The organism is Frankia sp. CcWB3 (assembly GCF_977927595.1).
In genome coordinates this window covers 1-15,910 of the sequence record NZ_CDWRCK010000081.1, presented here as the reverse complement: position 1 = coordinate 15,910, position 15,910 = coordinate 1, and the positions used below count along the sequence as shown (strand labels likewise).

Sequence of the window (15,910 nt, the reverse complement as noted above, 5' to 3'; positions counted from 1 at the left end):
AAACAGGCCCTAACGGGGTGGGCCGCTGACCGGTGCGGCGGTGGCGCGTTTGACGGTCTTCGGGTCCATCCGGCGGATCAGGAAGGAAGTAATGATCACGAGGAGGACGCCGACGACGAGACCGGCGACGATGTCGGTGAGGTACGCCGAGGCGCTGTGGTCGAAGAAGGGGTCATCGACGACCTTCGGGTTCACCGGCTTCTGGTTGTCTGGCCGTAGCACGCCGGCCAGGGTGATGCGGTTCAGGTCACCGACCGAGGCCATCGACGCGAAGCCCCAGCGGGCCGGCGCGATGTAGCTGATCTGCTCCAGACCGGGCGTGCCCTTCACCGGCACGATGCCACCGCTGAAGATGAGCTGGGCCATGGTGATCAGTACCAGGAGCGGCATGGTCTTGTCCGCGTTGTCGACCATCGCCGAGATCACCAGCCCGAGCATGGCCGACGCGAGCGAGACCACAATCACGGCGATGAGCAGTTCGAGCAGGGCGTTCCCGAGCACGACACCCTTGTCCGGCGTTCGCCCGGCAAGACCGATCAACGTGAACGGGATCGCCTGGGCGACAGTGATCATAACAAGAACGAGGATCTTCGAACCGACATACGCGGTCCGAGACAGACCGATGGCTCTCTCTCTTCGGTAGATCGCCCGTTCCTTGACGATCTCTCTGACCGAGTTCGCCATTCCCATGAAACAGGCACAGAGAACCATGATCAAAAGAACTGTCGGGGCATCCGAGTTCGGCGAGAACTGTTTGGCCTGTTCGGCCGTGAGATCAAAGTTCCCGCCGATGGCCCTGGGTATCAGCCCGAGCAGGAACGGGAAGGCGATAATGAGCCGCAGGTATGACTTGTCGGATGCGACGACGGCCATTGTTCGTCGGCTCAGCGTCACAAGCTGCGAGATCACCGACTGCTGCCGCAGCGAGGGCAGCTCCTCGGGAGCCGGCCGGGCCGACGGAGCAGTGATCGAGGCGGGCACGTAGTACCGCGAGTTGCGGAACTTGGCGGCCGACTCGGCCCCGGGCGTCGCCTCCAGGGTGAGGAAGACGTCCGGGTAGTCCCGCTTGCCGAAGAAGGGCAGCGCGTCCTGCGGCGGACCGAAGTAGGCCACGTAGCCGCCGGGTGCGAGGACGAGGATGTAGTCGCACAGGTCGAGCTGGGCGACGCTGTGGGTGACCACGACGACCGTCCGGCCGTCGTCCGCGAGCTTGCGCAGCGACTCCATGACGTTCTTGTCCATGCCCGGGTCGAGGCCGGAGGTCGGCTCGTCGAGGTAGAGCAGGGTCGGCCGGGTCAGCAGCTCCAGGGCCACCGAGGTCCGCTTGCGCTGGCCGCCGGACAGCCGGGAGACCTGGGTGCTGGCGTGCTGGGTGAGGCCCAGCTCGGCGAGCACCTCGTCGACCCGGGTGCGCCGCTCCGCCTTCGTGACGTCCGGCGGGAAGCGCAGCTCGGCGCCGAACTCGAGTGCCTTGCGGACGGTGAGCGAGGTATGCAGCAGGTCCTCCTGCGGCACGTAGCCGATCCGGCGCCGCAGTTCGTCATACTCTGAGTAGAGGTCCCGGCCGGCGTAGCGCACGGTGCCCTTGTCCGCGGGGCGGAAGCCGGTGAGCGCGTTGAGCAGCGTCGACTTACCCGCCCCGGACGGCCCGACGACGCCCAGCAGCGCCCGGCCGGGCAGCTTGAACGTCATGTCGTGCATGAGCTGCTTCTGACCGGCCCAGACGTTCAGGGCGTCGGCCTCGAAGCTGACGTCACCGGAGTCGATGTACTCGACGAGCTGGTCGCCCTCGAGCTGGAAGACGTGGTGACCGACGGCGATGACGTCGCCCTGGCCGACGGACGCCCGGTTGATCCGACGACCGTTGACGAACACGCCGTTGGCGGAGTCGAGGTCGGCGATCTGCAGGCCGGACCGGCCGATGTAGAGCTCGGCGTGCCGGCGGGAGGCAAGCAGGTCGGTGATGACGATGTCATTGTCACGGGCACGGCCGATCGACATCGTGCCCGGGCGCAGCCGATAAGTGGTTCGCCGCTCGTGCTCCTGCTCGAGGCTGGTGACGCCACTCACCCGTTCGTCCCGACCCTGGTCGTCGTAGTCGTGCCCGCGCTGGGACGGATCGGTCGGCCCCTGATGCGAGGTCCCGCGCCCACCCCTCGAGGAGCCCGTGGGTCGTGGCGGAGAGTAACCGGCAGCATTGGGCAGCATCGTCTGCATGTCGTAGCCGGGGTCGTACTCCGGCTCGTCCAGCGGCCTGCGGCCTTCCGGCACCTGGGGATGGATGACAACCTCGGGCCCGGTCGGAGTGCCGAGACGAAGCCGCACCTCACCGTGCACCGGGACGGTCTCGGGCATGCGCTGCCCGTCGATCCAGGTGCCGTTGGAACTGATGTCCCGAACGACCCACCCGTTGCCGGTCTGCTCAAGGAGGAGATGGCGACGGGAGACCCGGCTGTCCGCTATGACGTAGTCGGCGGTCCGGGCACGGCCGATGATGAACTGCGCCTCGGCCGGCACGGTAGCCGCACCGGCCTCGGTGACGACTCTCAGGAAGGTCGTCTGCACGTGTTTCCCCCTTCGCGACGGGACGCTGGCCGGGATGTCCCGCCGAACTCCACCTTGTCACTACGTTGTGCGGTGTCACTACGCTGTGCGGTTTTACCAGGTACTGCGGTGTCATCATGGCGCGCCGGGTCACCACCTCGCGCGGCCACTCGAGCCGCCGGATCACGCCGGATGCCCGATCGTAGCGTCGAGGGATGACCTTGATCCACCCCGGGTGACGATTTACCACCAGCTGAACGGCGATCGTTGCCGTCGCGTCGACTTCCGGGCATCTCTCGGGTTCCTGCCGCCTCATGATCGGTCGATTTACCGGTTACCCTGCACGAAACCTTCCGGGCCACGTCACCCTGAGTGGTCAGATCGTCTCGATGACCGTGCCACGGAAGCTCGGTGACCGTGCCCCGGAAGCGACGACGATGACGCATGTTCCCGTCCGGCACCCTATGAGAATGATGGTCGACGGTCCCCGACAGTGGCATCTGTCGCCGATCCGACCAGCGGCTGCAGGCCTCGGCGGCACCCGGGACGCACGCCACGGAAGTGGACGATCAGCCAACGGACGGCCACCGGAAATCGGCTGATGAAACGCCGGGAGGTGCCGCGCGTCGAACGATCGTCGACAGGTTGACGTACTCCGCGGGAAGGTCGACGTACTCCGGGAAGGACCTACTCCGGGGAGAGAGGGGCCATGGGCGGCCTCGACCGGATCCGATCCGGGCCCTGACCGCGGGGAGGGCGGTCGGTACGGCTCGACCACCGCGCGCGAGGCATTCCGGGTCGGCGCAACTGTGGCGGAAATCATGTCAGGGCTCAGGACCGCCACTCAGGGCTCAGGACGCCGGGAGCACCACGTCCTCGGCAGTCGCGGTGAGTGAGAGACCGGTCGCGTTCGTGGATGCCTCGACGATGCGGAGATGGAATGGCAGACCGGAGATCGGGATCGGGATGGACGGCAGAAGTTCTCCGGGGACACTGAATCCGAGGTTCACAGCTCCGGTGAGCTTCACCTCACTCGGCACCAGGGTGAGCATGTTGTTCCGGACCTCGAACGTCGTGATCCCACCGACCTGCTGGGTACCCAGCACCGGCACGTTGACGGTGCCAGTCACCTCGATCTCCTTTCCCCCGTCGACCGGCTTCACCTGCACCTGCTGCCCGGCGAGGTAGGCGTTGAGGTCGTTGTAGGTCATATCCACAGTGGCCCGCACGTGATCGACGGGCACCTGCCCGACATTGTTGGTGATGGCATCACCGAGCGGTACGTGTACACCCTTCAGATTGGCCTTCACCGACGAGATCTTCGGGCCCGGCGTCGGGATGCCCTCGATCTCTACTCCGATGTTGGTGAACTTCCCGAACAGGACCTGGGTAAGGAACGGGAATCCGCCGATGCTCACGCTCTTGACCGTCGGGATGGGATCACCCGGCTTGATGTTCTCGGCCACGCCGGCCTCGACCTGCTGGCGCATCTGATCCTTGGCTATCACCACGCTGACCCGGTCGCCCACGACGAACAGGACGATCAGGGCGACCAGCGCGATGAGCAGTTTCCGGCGCCGGCGACGCGGCTTGACGGGCACGGCGGGCGTGCCGCCACTTGGCGCCACGGCGAATCCCTCCGGGCCTCTACCGCCCCCGCCGGCGGCGCCGGGCAGCCGATCATGGGGTCCGCCGCCCTCGCGGGCGGTGATGTTCCCCATCCCCGTGGTCCCGGGCGCCGCACCCAGGACCGCGGTGCCGTCGTAGCCACCCTGAGCGCCGGAGCCGGCCCACGGGTCATAACCGGCCGGCGGCTCATAACCAGCCGGCGACTCATAACCAGCCGGCGGGTCACCCCTCCGGGCCGGCGCGGCCGGCCGCGCCGGCCGGAACGAGTCCGCGGGCGGCGGTGGTCCCATCGGCCGGAAGGACTCCGCAGGCGGCGGTGGTCCCACCGGGGCGCCCGGACGGGCCGGCCTGTTCTGGTTCGCGGGCCGCGTCCCATCACCGTCCGGAGGCATCACATGGGTGCTGTCCGCAGGCTGCTGCCCATCACCGTCACGTCCGTCGTTCACCGGTCCATCTCCTGCCATGCCGCGCCGGAGCACGCCGTCGCCCTGTCGATGTCCGCCTGGCGGTTGTCCTGTGCCTGGCCCTGCCGGATCGTCGCATGCTCCGTGCCTTCCGCACGGCCGCGGGTCCGATCATCCATGCGACATCGGTGTCGGATCCCCGACTTGACCGACCAGACCGGGCAAACCAGATACCATCGGCCACCGCCCGGAGCATGATCCGCCAGCCATCACCGGCCGTCACCCATGTCACCAGCGTCACCGCCGCCACCAGCTCACACCTCCAGCGGGAGCTGCGCCACCGGAGTGTCCCGTCTAGCCGGCGCGAGCCGGAAAACGTCGCCACGCGGGGCGGCGAACGCCTGCCAGAAGTGGTCCGCGACCACCCCCGGACGTAGCGGGCCCGCAGCGTCCACCCTGCCGTCGAGAACCACCGTGCGCAGCCGGACACCCCGCGCGGCCAGCATCGGCCGTACCGCATCGGCGAGGGCGGCGAGGCCTGCCTTGCCGATCGCCAGCGCGAACCGGCCGGCCACCGGCTCGGTGCGCGATCCGGCCGTGGTCAACAGGTATGGTCGCGGCCGGCCGGTCCACGAGGAGGTCTGCCGCCACCTGCACCGCGGTGAGCGCGCCCGTGACGTTCACCGCAAGAGTCTGGTTCATCGTCTCGGCCTTCACCGTGAGGGCGCCGCCGCGGATGCTGAGCTTGGCGTTGTAGACAAGCACCGTCAGCCCCCCGACGTCGGCCGCCACCCGCTGGATGGCCGTGGTGAGGGCCGGCTGGTCGGTGACGTCGGCGACGGCGCCGTGCACCGCCAGGCCGTCCTCGGCGAGCTCGTCCCTCACCCGGGTCAGCGTGTCGGCGGACCGGGAGACGACTCCCAGGGCGAACCCCTCCCGGCCAAACCGGCGCAACAGGTCGGAACCGAAGCTCGCCCCCGGTCCCACGACGACGAGGCCGCGGGTCGCCGGGGCGAACTCCGGGTCCCCGGCACGGTCCCCGGCATGGTCACGATCACGGTCGACGCCACCGCCCGGCCCGCCGGGGTAACCCGGAGCCGGCTCGCACGGTCCGGTGCTCATGGCCTCATCCTGACGGAGACGCTGTCCGGACATCCCGGGGATCGACGGAACGCCCGGCCCGGTCTTCAGGGGTGGGCCCGCTGCTCCCGGGCGGCCTCGACGGCCGCCCGGGCCCGCAGCGGCGCGCAACGGTGGTAGGCCCAGCCCAGGGCCGCACCGACGATGACCACCGGGATCAGCAGGAAGAACAGGACAACCACACAGGCGGCAATGGTCTCCACACCCTTGGCCTACCCAGGCTCCCGGGTCGACCCGATGCGCCCGGTAGTGCCTCAGGCGACGAGAACCCCGGGGTTGAGGATGCCGGCCGGGTCCAGTGTCCGTTTGACCGCCCGGAGCACCTCGACACCAAGATCGCCGATCTCGGCGCCGAGCCAGGGCCGGTGCTCCGTCCCGACCGCGTGGTGGTGGGTGATCGTGCCGCCCGTGGCGACGACCGCGTCCGTGGCCGCGGCCTTGGCCGCCCGCCAGCTCCCGATCGGGTCGTCGCCCTCGCCGCAGACGACGGTGAAGTAGAGCGAAGCCCCCGTGGCGTACAGATGAGAAATGTGGCACATGACGACCGGTGCCAGGCCGGCGGCGGCCAGCGTCATGGTGAGCGCATCTCGGACGGCCGCGTACAGCCCGGGCAGCGCCGTCCAGAATCCCGCCGTTTCCAGGGTCTCGGCGAAGATGCCCTGGTCCAGCAGCGCGTCGCGCAGGTAGGGCGCCCGGAACCGACCCTGCTCCCAGTCCTGGCCGGCCGCCGCGCCGAGCCGTTTGGCGCCCCCGGCGAGCAGGACGGCAGCGACCGCCGCGGAACGCTGTTCCACCGCGCGATCGTCGCCTTCGTAGCCGGTCACCAGGTAGCAGCCGACGACGCCGCCCCCGCGCTCGCCGCCCGACCGGGTCGGCCGCGCGAGCCCCGCGACGGTCTCCGTCTCGTCGGACAACCGGCATACCGTCGGCCGCAGGTCGCGGGCGGCGAGTGAGCGCAGCAGCCGGATGCCGGTCGCGAAGTCGGGCACCGACCAGGCCTCGTAGCCGCGCCGGGCCGGCAGCGGCCGGACCCGGACCACGACCTGGGTGATCACCCCGAAGGCGCCCTCGGAGCCGAGTAGCAGCTCCCGCAGGTCCGGTCCGGCGGCCGACGCCGGGGCGCGGCCGAGCTCCCAGCCGCCCACCGGCGTGGCCACCCGCAGGCCGACGACCAGGTCGTCGAACCGGCCGTAGCCCCCGGATGCCTGACCGCTGGACCTGGTCGCCGCGTAGCCACCGATAGTGGCGTACTCCCAGGACTGGGGGACGTGCCCGAGCGTGAGACCGTGCTCGGCCAGCAACGCCTCGGCCCGGGGGCCCCGCAGCCCGGCGCCGAGCTCCGCGGTGCCGGAGTCGGGATCCACCCGGCCGAGCCGGTCCAGCCGGGCGAGGTCGAGGGCGACGGCGGCACGGTCGCCACGCTCGGGCGGCGCAAGGCCGCCGACGACCGAGGTACCGCCCCCGAACGGCACGACCACGAGGTGCTCTCTGGTCGCGACCCGCAGCACGCCGAGCACCTCGTCATGATCGGCGGGCCGGACGACCGCGTCGGGCGCGGCGGAGGCATCCCCCGCCCGCAGGTGCAACAGGTCGGTCGTCGAGCGGCCCCGGCAGTGCCGGATGCGCGTGACATCGTCCACCCGGACCTCGTCGTCCCCGACGACCTCCGCGAGCGCGGCCCGGGCCGGATCCGGCAGCCGCGACGCGGGCAGGCGTACCTCGGCGAGCGGGACGGGCGGGCGAGGACGGGCGGGAATGCCGAGCCGAGCCAGCAGAAGGCGGGTGGAATCGGGCAGTGGGTCATGCGCCTCGGCGGGGCCCCAGCCCCACCAGACTGATTCGGCCGGGACGATCTCACGGGCTTTCTCGTGGGCCTCGTCGGTGCTCGTCATCGGCGTGCGTACCGCCTGTCCGATCCGGTGGTGCCTCGGTAGAATCTCTTGCGAGACAGTGTGACAGCCAACGTCACATTGTCACAAGGTCTCATCCTACGATGGCACATCCCGCGCGGCGGCGCCGCTCCCCGCGCCCGTGGCGACGGGAGGGAGGGAGGATGGCTCTCGCCGGCGAGGAGGCCGTCCTCGACGCGGCCAAGGCGTCCCTGCTGGCGGTCGGGGTCCGGCGGACCACCCTAACCGAGGTAGCGCGCCGCGCCGGAGTGAGCCGGATGACCCTCTATCGACGTTGGCCGGACCTGCGCTCGCTGGTCGGTGATGTGATGACCCGCGAGTGGACCCAGGTCGTGACGGCCGCGTCGGCCATGGCCCAGGCCGGGCCGGACGGCGGGCTGCTCGACGGCGGGCTGCTCGACGATCTCGTCGAGCACATCATCGCGACGGTGGAGGCGTTCCGCACCAACCCGCTCTATCTGCGGATTATCGAGACGGATCCCGAGCTGCTGATCCCGTACCTGATCGAGCGACGTGGCGCCACCCAGCAGATGATCCTGGACCTGCTGGCGAGCCAGTTCCGCACCGCCGCGGCGAACGGCGCCGTGCGGCCCGCGGACCCGTCGGCGCTGGCCCTCATGGTCCTGCTCGTCGTGCAGTCCTTCGTCCTGTCCGCCGAGGCCCTCGGCGGCGGTGTCCCCGCGGCGACCCGGACCGCCGAACTGCGCCGGCTCCTGCGCGGCTACCTCGCGCCGGAACCGGTCAAGGAGAGCACTGGGGGATCACCATGACGGTTCTGACGCTCCGGCCGACCGCGGCGACCTCGTTGAACGCCGGGCGGCGGGAACGGGAGCTGGCCGCCGTCGCGGCCGGCGGCCCGGTGGACCTGCTGGTGATTGGCGGTGGGGTCACCGGGGCCGGGGTGGCCCTGGACGCCGCCTCCCGCGGCCTGTCCGTCGTCCTCGCCGAGGCGCACGACCTCGCCTTCGGCACGAGCCGATGGAGTTCCAAGCTCGTTCACGGCGGGCTGCGTTACCTGGCCACCGGAGACGTGGCGCTGGCGCGGGAGAGCGCCGTCGAACGCGACATCCTGATGCGGCACACCGCGCCCCATCTCGTGCGGGCGCTGCCCATGCTCACCCCGCTGACCCCGGGAGTACCGCGGTCGAACGCCGCGCTGGTCCAGGCCGGGGTGTGGCTCGGCGACCTGCTGCGCCGCGGCGCGGGCACGCCCCGCGCGGTCCTGCCCGGCCCACGCCGGCTGACCGCCGTGGAGACGCTCGGGGTGGCTCCCGCGCTCCGGGAAGCCGGGCTGCGCGGCGGGGTGCTGCACTGGGACGGCCAGCTCGTTGACGACGCCCGTCTCGTCGTCGCGCTGGCCCGGACCGCCGCCGGATTCGGCGCCCGGATCCTGACCCGGCTGCGGGTGACCGGCCTCGACGGCCTCGGCGGCGGCAGCAGCGCGGCGCGTGCCCTCGGCACCGGATCCCACGGCAACCGTGCCGGCACGGGCCGGCACGGTTGCCGTGGGATCGAGGCGACCGCGGTGGACACCCTCACCGGTACCCGGATCACCCTGCGTGCGCGGACGGTGGTCAACGCCACCGGCGTGTGGGCGCCGGACCTGGCTCCGGGGATCCGGCTGCGGCCGAGCCGCGGCACCCACCTCGTGCTGCGCTCCACCGTCCTGGCCGGGACCCGCGCGGCGCTGTCCCTACCGATGCCGGGTGAACGGAACCGGTTCGCGCTGGTGCTGCCCCAGGACGACGGCCGCGTCTACGTCGGGTTGACCGACGTGCCGGTCGAGGAGGTCGTCGACGTCCCGGTGCCCGACGAGGACGAGATCGCGCAGCTGCTGGGCATCGTCTCGAACGTGCTGGCCACCCCCATCGACCCGGCGGACCGGCTGGGCGCCTTCGCGGGCCTGCGCCCCCTGCTCGACACCGCCACCGACCACACCCCCACCGACCACACCGCCGACGCCCGTACCAGCGCCGCTCGTACCAGCGCCGCCCGCACCGCCGATCTCTCCCGGCGGCACCTGGTGCGGACCGACCCGGGCGGCCTGGTCACGGTGGTCGGCGGCAAACTGACGACCTATCGACGGATGGCCGCCGACGCGGTGGACGCCGCCGTCGCGGTGGGCGACCTCGACGCCGGCCCCTGCCGTACCCGGCGGCTCGGCCTGGTCGGTGCGGCACCTCGATCGGTCCTCGCCACGGTGGCCGCGCCGCGCCGTCTGGTCGAGCGGTACGGGACGGAGGCACCGAGGGTGCTGGCCCTGGCCGACGGCGACCCCGACCTGCTGGCACCCGTCGCCGAGGGGACGCCGGTCACCGGCGCGGAGCTGCTGTTCGCGGTGCGGGACGAAGGCGCGCTCGACCCGGCAGACCTGCTAGATCGCCGGACGCGCATCGGGCTGGCTCCCGCCGACCGCCGGGCAGCCCTGGGCCCGGCCCGGCAGCTGTTCGACCATACGCTGACGCGCTAAGGACCAGCACCGCCGAGGAACCAGCACCGCTGCGAGTGCTGCGGGATCGGGGGCGGTCAGGGCAACGTGTCGACGGTCAGCACCGCGATGCGCTCCAGATGCGCAGGAGTGTCACCAAAAGCGGGAATCTGGCGTTTGGCCCGCTTGTAAAAGAAGTGCGCATCATGCTCCCAGGTGTAGCCGATCCCCCCGTGGTACTGGATCATCGCCGCGGTGGCGTCCCCGGCGGCCTGGTTGGCCTTGCTCTTCGCCACCGCGAGCGCCAGCTCCGCGTCGGGCAGGGCGGTATCGAGCGCGTGCGCCGCGTACAGCACCGCGTGCTCGGCCATCGTGACGGCGACATGCAGATCGGCGAGATGATGCGCGAGCGCCTGGAACGAACCGACCGGCCGGCCGAACTGCACCCGATCGATGTCGTAGGCGACGGTCCGGGTCAGCGCGGCCCGCGCGACACCGACGAGGTCCGCGGCCGTGAGCAGGGCACCACGACGGACCAGGTCCGCAGCGACCGCGGCGTTGGAGGCCGGCAGCCGGGTCGCGGGCGCGTCGGCCAGGGACAGCGAGGCCAGCCGGGTGGTGCCGTCGAAGCCGCGCTGGGCGGTGACCGTCACCCCCGGGCCATGCGGATCGAGCAGGTAGAGCCCGACTCCGGCGGGGTCGACGGCGGCGACCACCACGAACCCGGCGACCTCGAGATACTCGACGCCAGACGCGACACCGCCCAGCCTGCCGTCCGCGGTCGCGCGGACCGCGATGCCGGTACGGTCGTATCCCCCGCCCGGGCCCCGCAGCGCCACGGTGGCCACCAGGTCACCGGCGGCGAGGGGGGCGAGCACCGCCGCCGCCTGGTCCGCCGAGCCGGCGAGCCGCACCGCCTCGCCCGCGAGCACGGTCGGCAGCCAGGGCCCGGGGATCGCCCCCGCTCCGAACGCCCGCGCGATGATCTGTGCGTCGAGCAGCCCGAGACCGAGACCGTCGAACCGCGCGGGCACGCACACCGCGAGCCAGCCCTGTTCGCCGATCGCCTTCCACAGCTCGGGGGGGTGTCCGTCACCGTCGGGATCGGTGAAGACCGCGCGGACGGCGGTCAGATCGAAGCGGTCGGCCAGGAAGTCCCGGACGGTGGCGGCGAGCGCGCGCTGCTCGTCGGTGAGGGCGAAGAACACGGGCTCGGACCTCCGGAGGCGGGGCGAGGCAGGATCAGCGGGATGAACAGGCGCGGGCGCGGGCGCGGGCACAGACGTAGACGCAGGCCCGAATCGCGACAATGATCATGATCCGCGTGGCAGGCCGAGGACCCGCTCCGCGACGATCGTGCGCTGTACCTGCGAGGATCCACCCCAGATGGTGACGGAGCGGGTCCAGAAGCTCTCCTGCCGCAGCGTCGTCAGATCGAGGTCCGCGGTGGGGTGGGTGAGCGCCACATCGGCGCCGAGCAGCGCATCAAAGGTCTCGAACAGGTCCTGGTACGTCTCCGACCACTGCAGTTTGGTGATCGACGACTCGGCCCCCAGGTCCCGGCCCTGCTCTACCTGGGTGAGGACGTGCATCGAGTGGTAGCGCAGGCATTCGAGCTCGACCATGCGTCGGCCCAACTCCTGGCGCAGCACCGGGTCGGTGTCGCGGCCGAGCGCCCGGGCGACCCGGACGATCTCGTCGTAGCTGCGCCGGAAGCCGGTGTACTGGCTGATCCCGGACGCGCCGCGCTCGAACGACAGCAGAAGCATCGCCGTCGCCCAGCCGTTGCCGATCCCGCCCAGGCACTCCGACGCCGGCACCCGCACGTCGGTGAGGAAGACCTCGCCGAACTCGCTGGCGCCGCTCATCTGCCGGATCGGCCGGACCTCCACCCCGGGAGCGTGCATGTCGATGAGCAGCAGCGAGATGCCGTGATGGCGCCGGCTGCCGGGCTCGGTCCGGACCAGGGTGAAGAGCTTGTCTCCGCGGTTCGCGAACGTCGTCCAGACCTTCTGCCCGTTGACCACGTACTCGTCCCCGTCGAGCACCCCGGACGTACGCAGCGCCGCGAGGTCGGAGCCCGCGCCGGGTTCCGAGAAGCCCTGGCACCAGATCACCTCGTTGCGCAGCATCGGCCCGAGGATGTCGCGCTTCTGCTCGGGTGTCCCGACCGCCATCACCGTCGGCGCGAGGAAGGCCAGGCCCAGCGTGTTGACCGAGCGCGGCGCCCGGGCGAGCTGCATCTCCTGGTCGTAGACGGCCATCATCCCCGGGGTGCCGCCCCGGCCGCCATACTCCACCGGCCAGTCGATCCCGGCGAAGCCCGCGAGCGCCTTGCGCCGCTCCCAGTCCCACCGCAGGTCGAAGCCCTCGGCCTCCCCCACGCCGGCCCAGAACCCGGGCTCCGTCCAGGGGGCGGGGATGTTCTCGGCGAGCCAGGCCCGCAACTCGGCACGGAACCGTTCCTCGGCCGGCGGGTGGGTCAGGTCCATGCGTTGACCTCCATCCTGGTGTTGACCTCCATCTGGTCGCCCATCCGGTCGCCTCACGCGGGATCCCGGGACGGTCGCATTCGCATCCCACCACGCCCCGGCCGGACGTTCACAGACGTTCATGGACGTTCAACGATCCCGCGCCCGGGCGCCGGACACCGGACACCGACAGCCGGCACGATGGGTGGCGAGCCGCCGGAGCGTCCCGGGCGATCACGACGACGGGACGCGAGGACGTTCGCAGGAGAGGAAGCAACTGGCGATGACGCCGACCAGACACGGAACCTCGACCGCCCGGCTCGACCGGGTCGGCCGCGCCGAGGCACTGCGCCGGATGGGGGCGGATCCGGTGGATGTGGCCGTGATCGGCGGCGGGGTCACCGGCACGGGGGTGGCGCTGGACGCGGTGACCCGGGGCCTGTCCGTCGCCCTGGTCGAGGCGCGCGACCTCGCCGCCGGCACATCCAGCCGGTCGAGCAAGCTCATCCACGGCGGGCTGCGGTACCTCGAGCAGCTCAACGCCCCGCTGGTCCGAGAGGCGCTGCGGGAGCGGTCCCTCATGCTGGACACGCTCGCGCCCCATCTGGTCCGGGCCATCCCGTTCCTGCTGCCATTGACCCGCCACGGTTGGGAACGTGCCTACATCGGCAGTGGCGTGCTGCTCTACGACACCCTCGGGCAGGGGCTGGCCCGCATCGGGCCGAGCGGCGACGCCACCATGCCCCATCACCGGCACCTGACCCGCAAGGCGGCGCTGCGGGAGTTCCCGTCGCTGCGCCCGGACGCCCTCGTCGGCGCGATCCAGTACTGGGACGGCCAGGTCGACGACGCGCGGCACACCGTGTTCGTCGCGCGGACCGCCGCCCGTTACGGGGCGCTCATCGCGACCAGCGCGCGGGTCACCGGCTTCCTGCGGGAGGGCGACCGGGTCGCCGGCGTGCGGGTGCGTGACCTCGAGTCGGGCGCCGAGATCGAGCTGCGGGCCCGCCAGACGATCAACGCTGCCGGAGTATGGACCGACGAGATCCAGGCGATGGTGGGGGGACGTGGCCAGCTGTCGGTCCGGGCCTCCAAGGGAGTGCACATCGTCGTGCCCCGCGACCGCATCCATGGCGCCACCGGCCTGATCCTGCGCACCGAGAAGAGCGTGCTGTTCGTCATCCCGTGGGGCAGCCACTGGATCATCGGCACCACCGACACCGACTGGAGCCTCGACCTCGCCCATCCAGCGGCCAGCAGCGCCGACATCGACTACCTGCTCGGCACGGTCAACCGGGTGCTGCGCACGCCGCTCACGGCGGCGGATATCACCGGGGTGTACGCCGGGCTGCGCCCGCTGCTCGCCGGGGAGTCCGAGGACACCTCGCGGCTGTCCCGCGAGCATGCCGTGGTCAGCCCCGTCTCCGGGCTGACGATGGTCGCCGGCGGGAAGTACACGACCTACCGGGTGATGGCCGCCGACGCCGTCGACGCGGCCGTGCACGGCATGAACCGGGCGGTGCCGCCGTCGTGCACCGAGAAGATCCCGCTGCTCGGCGCGGACGGGTTCCCCGCGCTGTGGAACGCCCGGGAGACCCTCGCCCGCCGCGCGGGGCTGCACGTCGGCTGGATCGAGCACCTCCTGCACCGCTACGGCACCCTCACCGAGGAGCTCCTGGACCTCATCGAGACGCGGCCGGATCTCGCCCAGCCGCTGCGCGGGGCATCGACCTACCTGGCCGCGGAGGCGGTGTACGCGGCCTCCCACGAGGGGGCGCTGCACCTGGAGGACGTGCTCACCCGGCGGACCCGCGTCTCGATCGAGACCATCGACCGGGGGGTGGAGGCCGCCGAGCACGTGGCCGATCTCATCGCCCCCGTGCTCGGCTGGGACCAGGCGACCCGCGCCCGCGAGGTCGAGCACTACCTCGCCCGGGTGGAGGCCGAACGGGCCTCGCAGCGGCAGGCCGACGACGCGACCGCCGACGCGGCCCGGCTCGGCGCGCCCGACGTGCGCCGGCTGGGCCGGACCGACCACCGCGCCCCGGCGGCGACCGGCGGGCCGTCCTGAAGGCTCGGCCAACCCGATCCGCGGCCCCGCCCAGGCGTTTCGGTGCTGCGGTCCGCGCAACGACGTCCGCGCAACGACGTCATCCGTAGACCTCCAACAGGCGCAGCCAGACCTCGCTGACTGTCGGGAACGACGGGACCGCGTGCCACAGCCGCTCCAACGGCACCTCTCCGACGATCGCGATCGTGGCCGCGTGCACCATCTCCTGGGTGTCCGGACCGGTGAAGGTCGCTCCCACGAGCACCCGGCGGGTCTCGTCCACAACGATCTTCGACGTGCCCGTGATCTCCTCCCCCCGCACCGACGCGCCGGCCACCGAGCCGGTCGGCACGCTCACGGCCCGCACGGCGATCCCGGCCTCCCGCGCGGCCCGCTCGGTCAGTCCGACCGCGCTGACCTGTGGATCGGTGAAGGTCACCCGCGGGACGGCCGCCGGGTCGGCCAGGTCGCGCACGGGAGCGCCGGCGAGGTCCCGGCGGCCGGTGATGACGTCGGCCGCCAGCCGGGCCTGGTACTTGCCCATGTGGGTGAGCAGCGCGCGGCCGCAGACGTCGCCGACCGCGTAGAGCCAGTCCCCCGCCACGCCGACCGCGCGGAGCCGGTCGTCGACCTCGATGAACCGCCCGGGTTGCAGGCCCACGGTCTCCAGGCCCAGGTCGCCGGTCGCCGGGGTGCGCCCGACGGCGACCAGGATCTCGTCGGCGACCACGGCATCGCGGCGCGGCCGCCGCTCACCCGGCTCAGCCGGATCCGCCGGCTCAGCCGGATCCGCCGACTCCACCGTGACGGTCACCGGCCCGGCCGAGCCGTCCGGTCCCGTCCGGGCCCGGCGGACCTCGACCGCCCGGCTTCCGAGCCGCACCGTGATGCCGGCCGCCTCGAAGGCGGCCCGCAGCTGCTCGCTGACGAACTCCTCCTCCCGGACGAGCAGCCGGGGCGATCCCTCGATCAAGGTCACCTCCACGCTACCGAGCCGGCGGAAGGCCTGGGCGAGTTCCACCCCCATGGCGCCGCCGCCGAGCACCACGAGGCGGTGCGGGACCTTCCGCGCGCCGGTCGCGGTCCGGTTGTCCCACGGTTCGGCGTCGGCGAGACCGGGGATCGGTGGAACGGCGGCCCGCGTCCCGGTGGCCACAACCACGGCTCGGGATGCGGTCAGCACCCGGCGGGTGCCGTCCAGCAGCGTCACCGCGACCCGGCCGGCGGGCCCCACCAGGCGCCCGGTCCCGCGCACCAGCTCGACGCCCTTGTCGACCAGCCAGGGCACCTGGGAGGAATCGGAGTAGTCGCCCACCATCCGGTCTCGCCGGGCG

Annotated in this window: 10 protein-coding genes and 1 pseudogene; 3 read left to right on the top strand and 8 right to left on the bottom strand. The window is 71.8% G+C overall.

Annotation, left to right across the window (positions count from 1 at the left end):
- Window positions 1–9 precede the first annotated feature (9 nt).
- The 5 genes and pseudogenes from ACY5KJ_RS08735 to ACY5KJ_RS08715 all read right to left on the bottom strand — a co-directional run bounded on the left by ACY5KJ_RS08735 (window position 10) and on the right by ACY5KJ_RS08715 (window position 7,609).
- Window positions 10–2,565 carry an FHA domain-containing protein gene (locus ACY5KJ_RS08735; protein ID WP_462203147.1) on the bottom strand — a complete coding sequence of 852 codons (2,556 nt, stop codon included), beginning with the start codon at window positions 2,563–2,565 and terminating at the stop codon, window positions 10–12.
- Window positions 2,566–3,395: 830 nt separating this feature from the next.
- Complete coding sequence (locus ACY5KJ_RS08730; protein WP_462203146.1) at window positions 3,396–4,619, bottom strand: LmeA family phospholipid-binding protein; 1,224 nt, start codon at window positions 4,617–4,619, stop codon at window positions 3,396–3,398.
- Between the two features lie 272 nt (window positions 4,620–4,891).
- Window positions 4,892–5,699, bottom strand: a pseudogene (locus ACY5KJ_RS08725) (SDR family NAD(P)-dependent oxidoreductase).
- A 65-nt stretch (window positions 5,700–5,764) separates the two neighbouring features.
- A complete protein-coding gene (locus ACY5KJ_RS08720) occupies window positions 5,765–5,920 on the bottom strand; it encodes a hypothetical protein (RefSeq protein WP_462186483.1) in 156 nt (51 codons plus the stop codon).
- A 51-nt stretch (window positions 5,921–5,971) separates the two neighbouring features.
- Complete coding sequence (locus ACY5KJ_RS08715) at window positions 5,972–7,609, bottom strand: FAD-binding oxidoreductase (protein ID WP_462203145.1); 1,638 nt, start codon at window positions 7,607–7,609, stop codon at window positions 5,972–5,974.
- Between the two features lie 161 nt (window positions 7,610–7,770).
- Between ACY5KJ_RS08715 and ACY5KJ_RS08710 the strand changes: the two genes are divergently transcribed.
- Together ACY5KJ_RS08710 and ACY5KJ_RS08705 are read left to right on the top strand one after the other, a co-directional pair.
- Complete coding sequence (locus ACY5KJ_RS08710) at window positions 7,771–8,397, top strand: TetR/AcrR family transcriptional regulator (protein WP_462186481.1); 627 nt, start codon at window positions 7,771–7,773, stop codon at window positions 8,395–8,397.
- Entirely contained in the window at window positions 8,394–10,097 is a 1,704-nt protein-coding gene (locus ACY5KJ_RS08705) for a glycerol-3-phosphate dehydrogenase/oxidase (RefSeq protein WP_462203144.1), read from the top strand. Before ACY5KJ_RS08710 ends, ACY5KJ_RS08705 begins: the two co-directional genes overlap by 4 nt.
- A 56-nt stretch (window positions 10,098–10,153) precedes the next feature.
- On the opposite strand, the gene ACY5KJ_RS08700 is transcribed toward ACY5KJ_RS08705, so the two are convergent.
- Both ACY5KJ_RS08700 and ACY5KJ_RS08695 read right to left on the bottom strand, forming a co-directional pair.
- A complete protein-coding gene (locus ACY5KJ_RS08700; RefSeq protein ID WP_462186477.1) occupies window positions 10,154–11,263 on the bottom strand; it encodes an acyl-CoA dehydrogenase family protein in 1,110 nt (369 codons plus the stop codon).
- A gap of 105 nt (window positions 11,264–11,368) precedes the next feature.
- The gene (locus tag ACY5KJ_RS08695) at window positions 11,369–12,547 is read right to left on the bottom strand and encodes an acyl-CoA dehydrogenase family protein (protein WP_462203143.1); all 1,179 of its coding nucleotides are present in this window, start codon (window positions 12,545–12,547) and stop codon (window positions 11,369–11,371) included.
- Between the two features lie 262 nt (window positions 12,548–12,809).
- Here ACY5KJ_RS08695 and ACY5KJ_RS08690 point away from each other — a divergent pair, with 262 nt between their 5' ends.
- Window positions 12,810–14,597 (top strand): glycerol-3-phosphate dehydrogenase/oxidase, encoded by a 1,788-nt coding sequence (locus tag ACY5KJ_RS08690; protein ID WP_462186474.1) that lies wholly within the window; start codon window positions 12,810–12,812, stop codon window positions 14,595–14,597.
- 79 nt (window positions 14,598–14,676) lie between these two features.
- On the opposite strand, the gene ACY5KJ_RS08685 is transcribed toward ACY5KJ_RS08690, so the two are convergent.
- Window positions 14,677–15,910: dihydrolipoyl dehydrogenase family protein (locus ACY5KJ_RS08685; protein WP_462203142.1), on the bottom strand; the 1,234-nt coding region annotated here is incomplete at its 5' end.

Bases quoted from the DNA above. Each gene is read 5' to 3' on its own strand.
- ACY5KJ_RS08690 (WP_462186474.1), top strand. From the start codon at position 12,810: ATGACGCCGACCAGACACGGAACCTCGACCGCCCGGCTCGACCGGGTC.
- ACY5KJ_RS08705 (WP_462203144.1), top strand. From the start codon at position 8,394: ATGACGGTTCTGACGCTCCGGCCGACCGCGGCGACCTCGTTGAACGCC.
- ACY5KJ_RS08695 (WP_462203143.1), bottom strand. From the start codon at position 12,547: ATGGACCTGACCCACCCGCCGGCCGAGGAACGGTTCCGTGCCGAGTTG.
- ACY5KJ_RS08715 (WP_462203145.1), bottom strand. From the start codon at position 7,609: ATGACGAGCACCGACGAGGCCCACGAGAAAGCCCGTGAGATCGTCCCG.
- ACY5KJ_RS08710 (WP_462186481.1), top strand. From the start codon at position 7,771: ATGGCTCTCGCCGGCGAGGAGGCCGTCCTCGACGCGGCCAAGGCGTCC.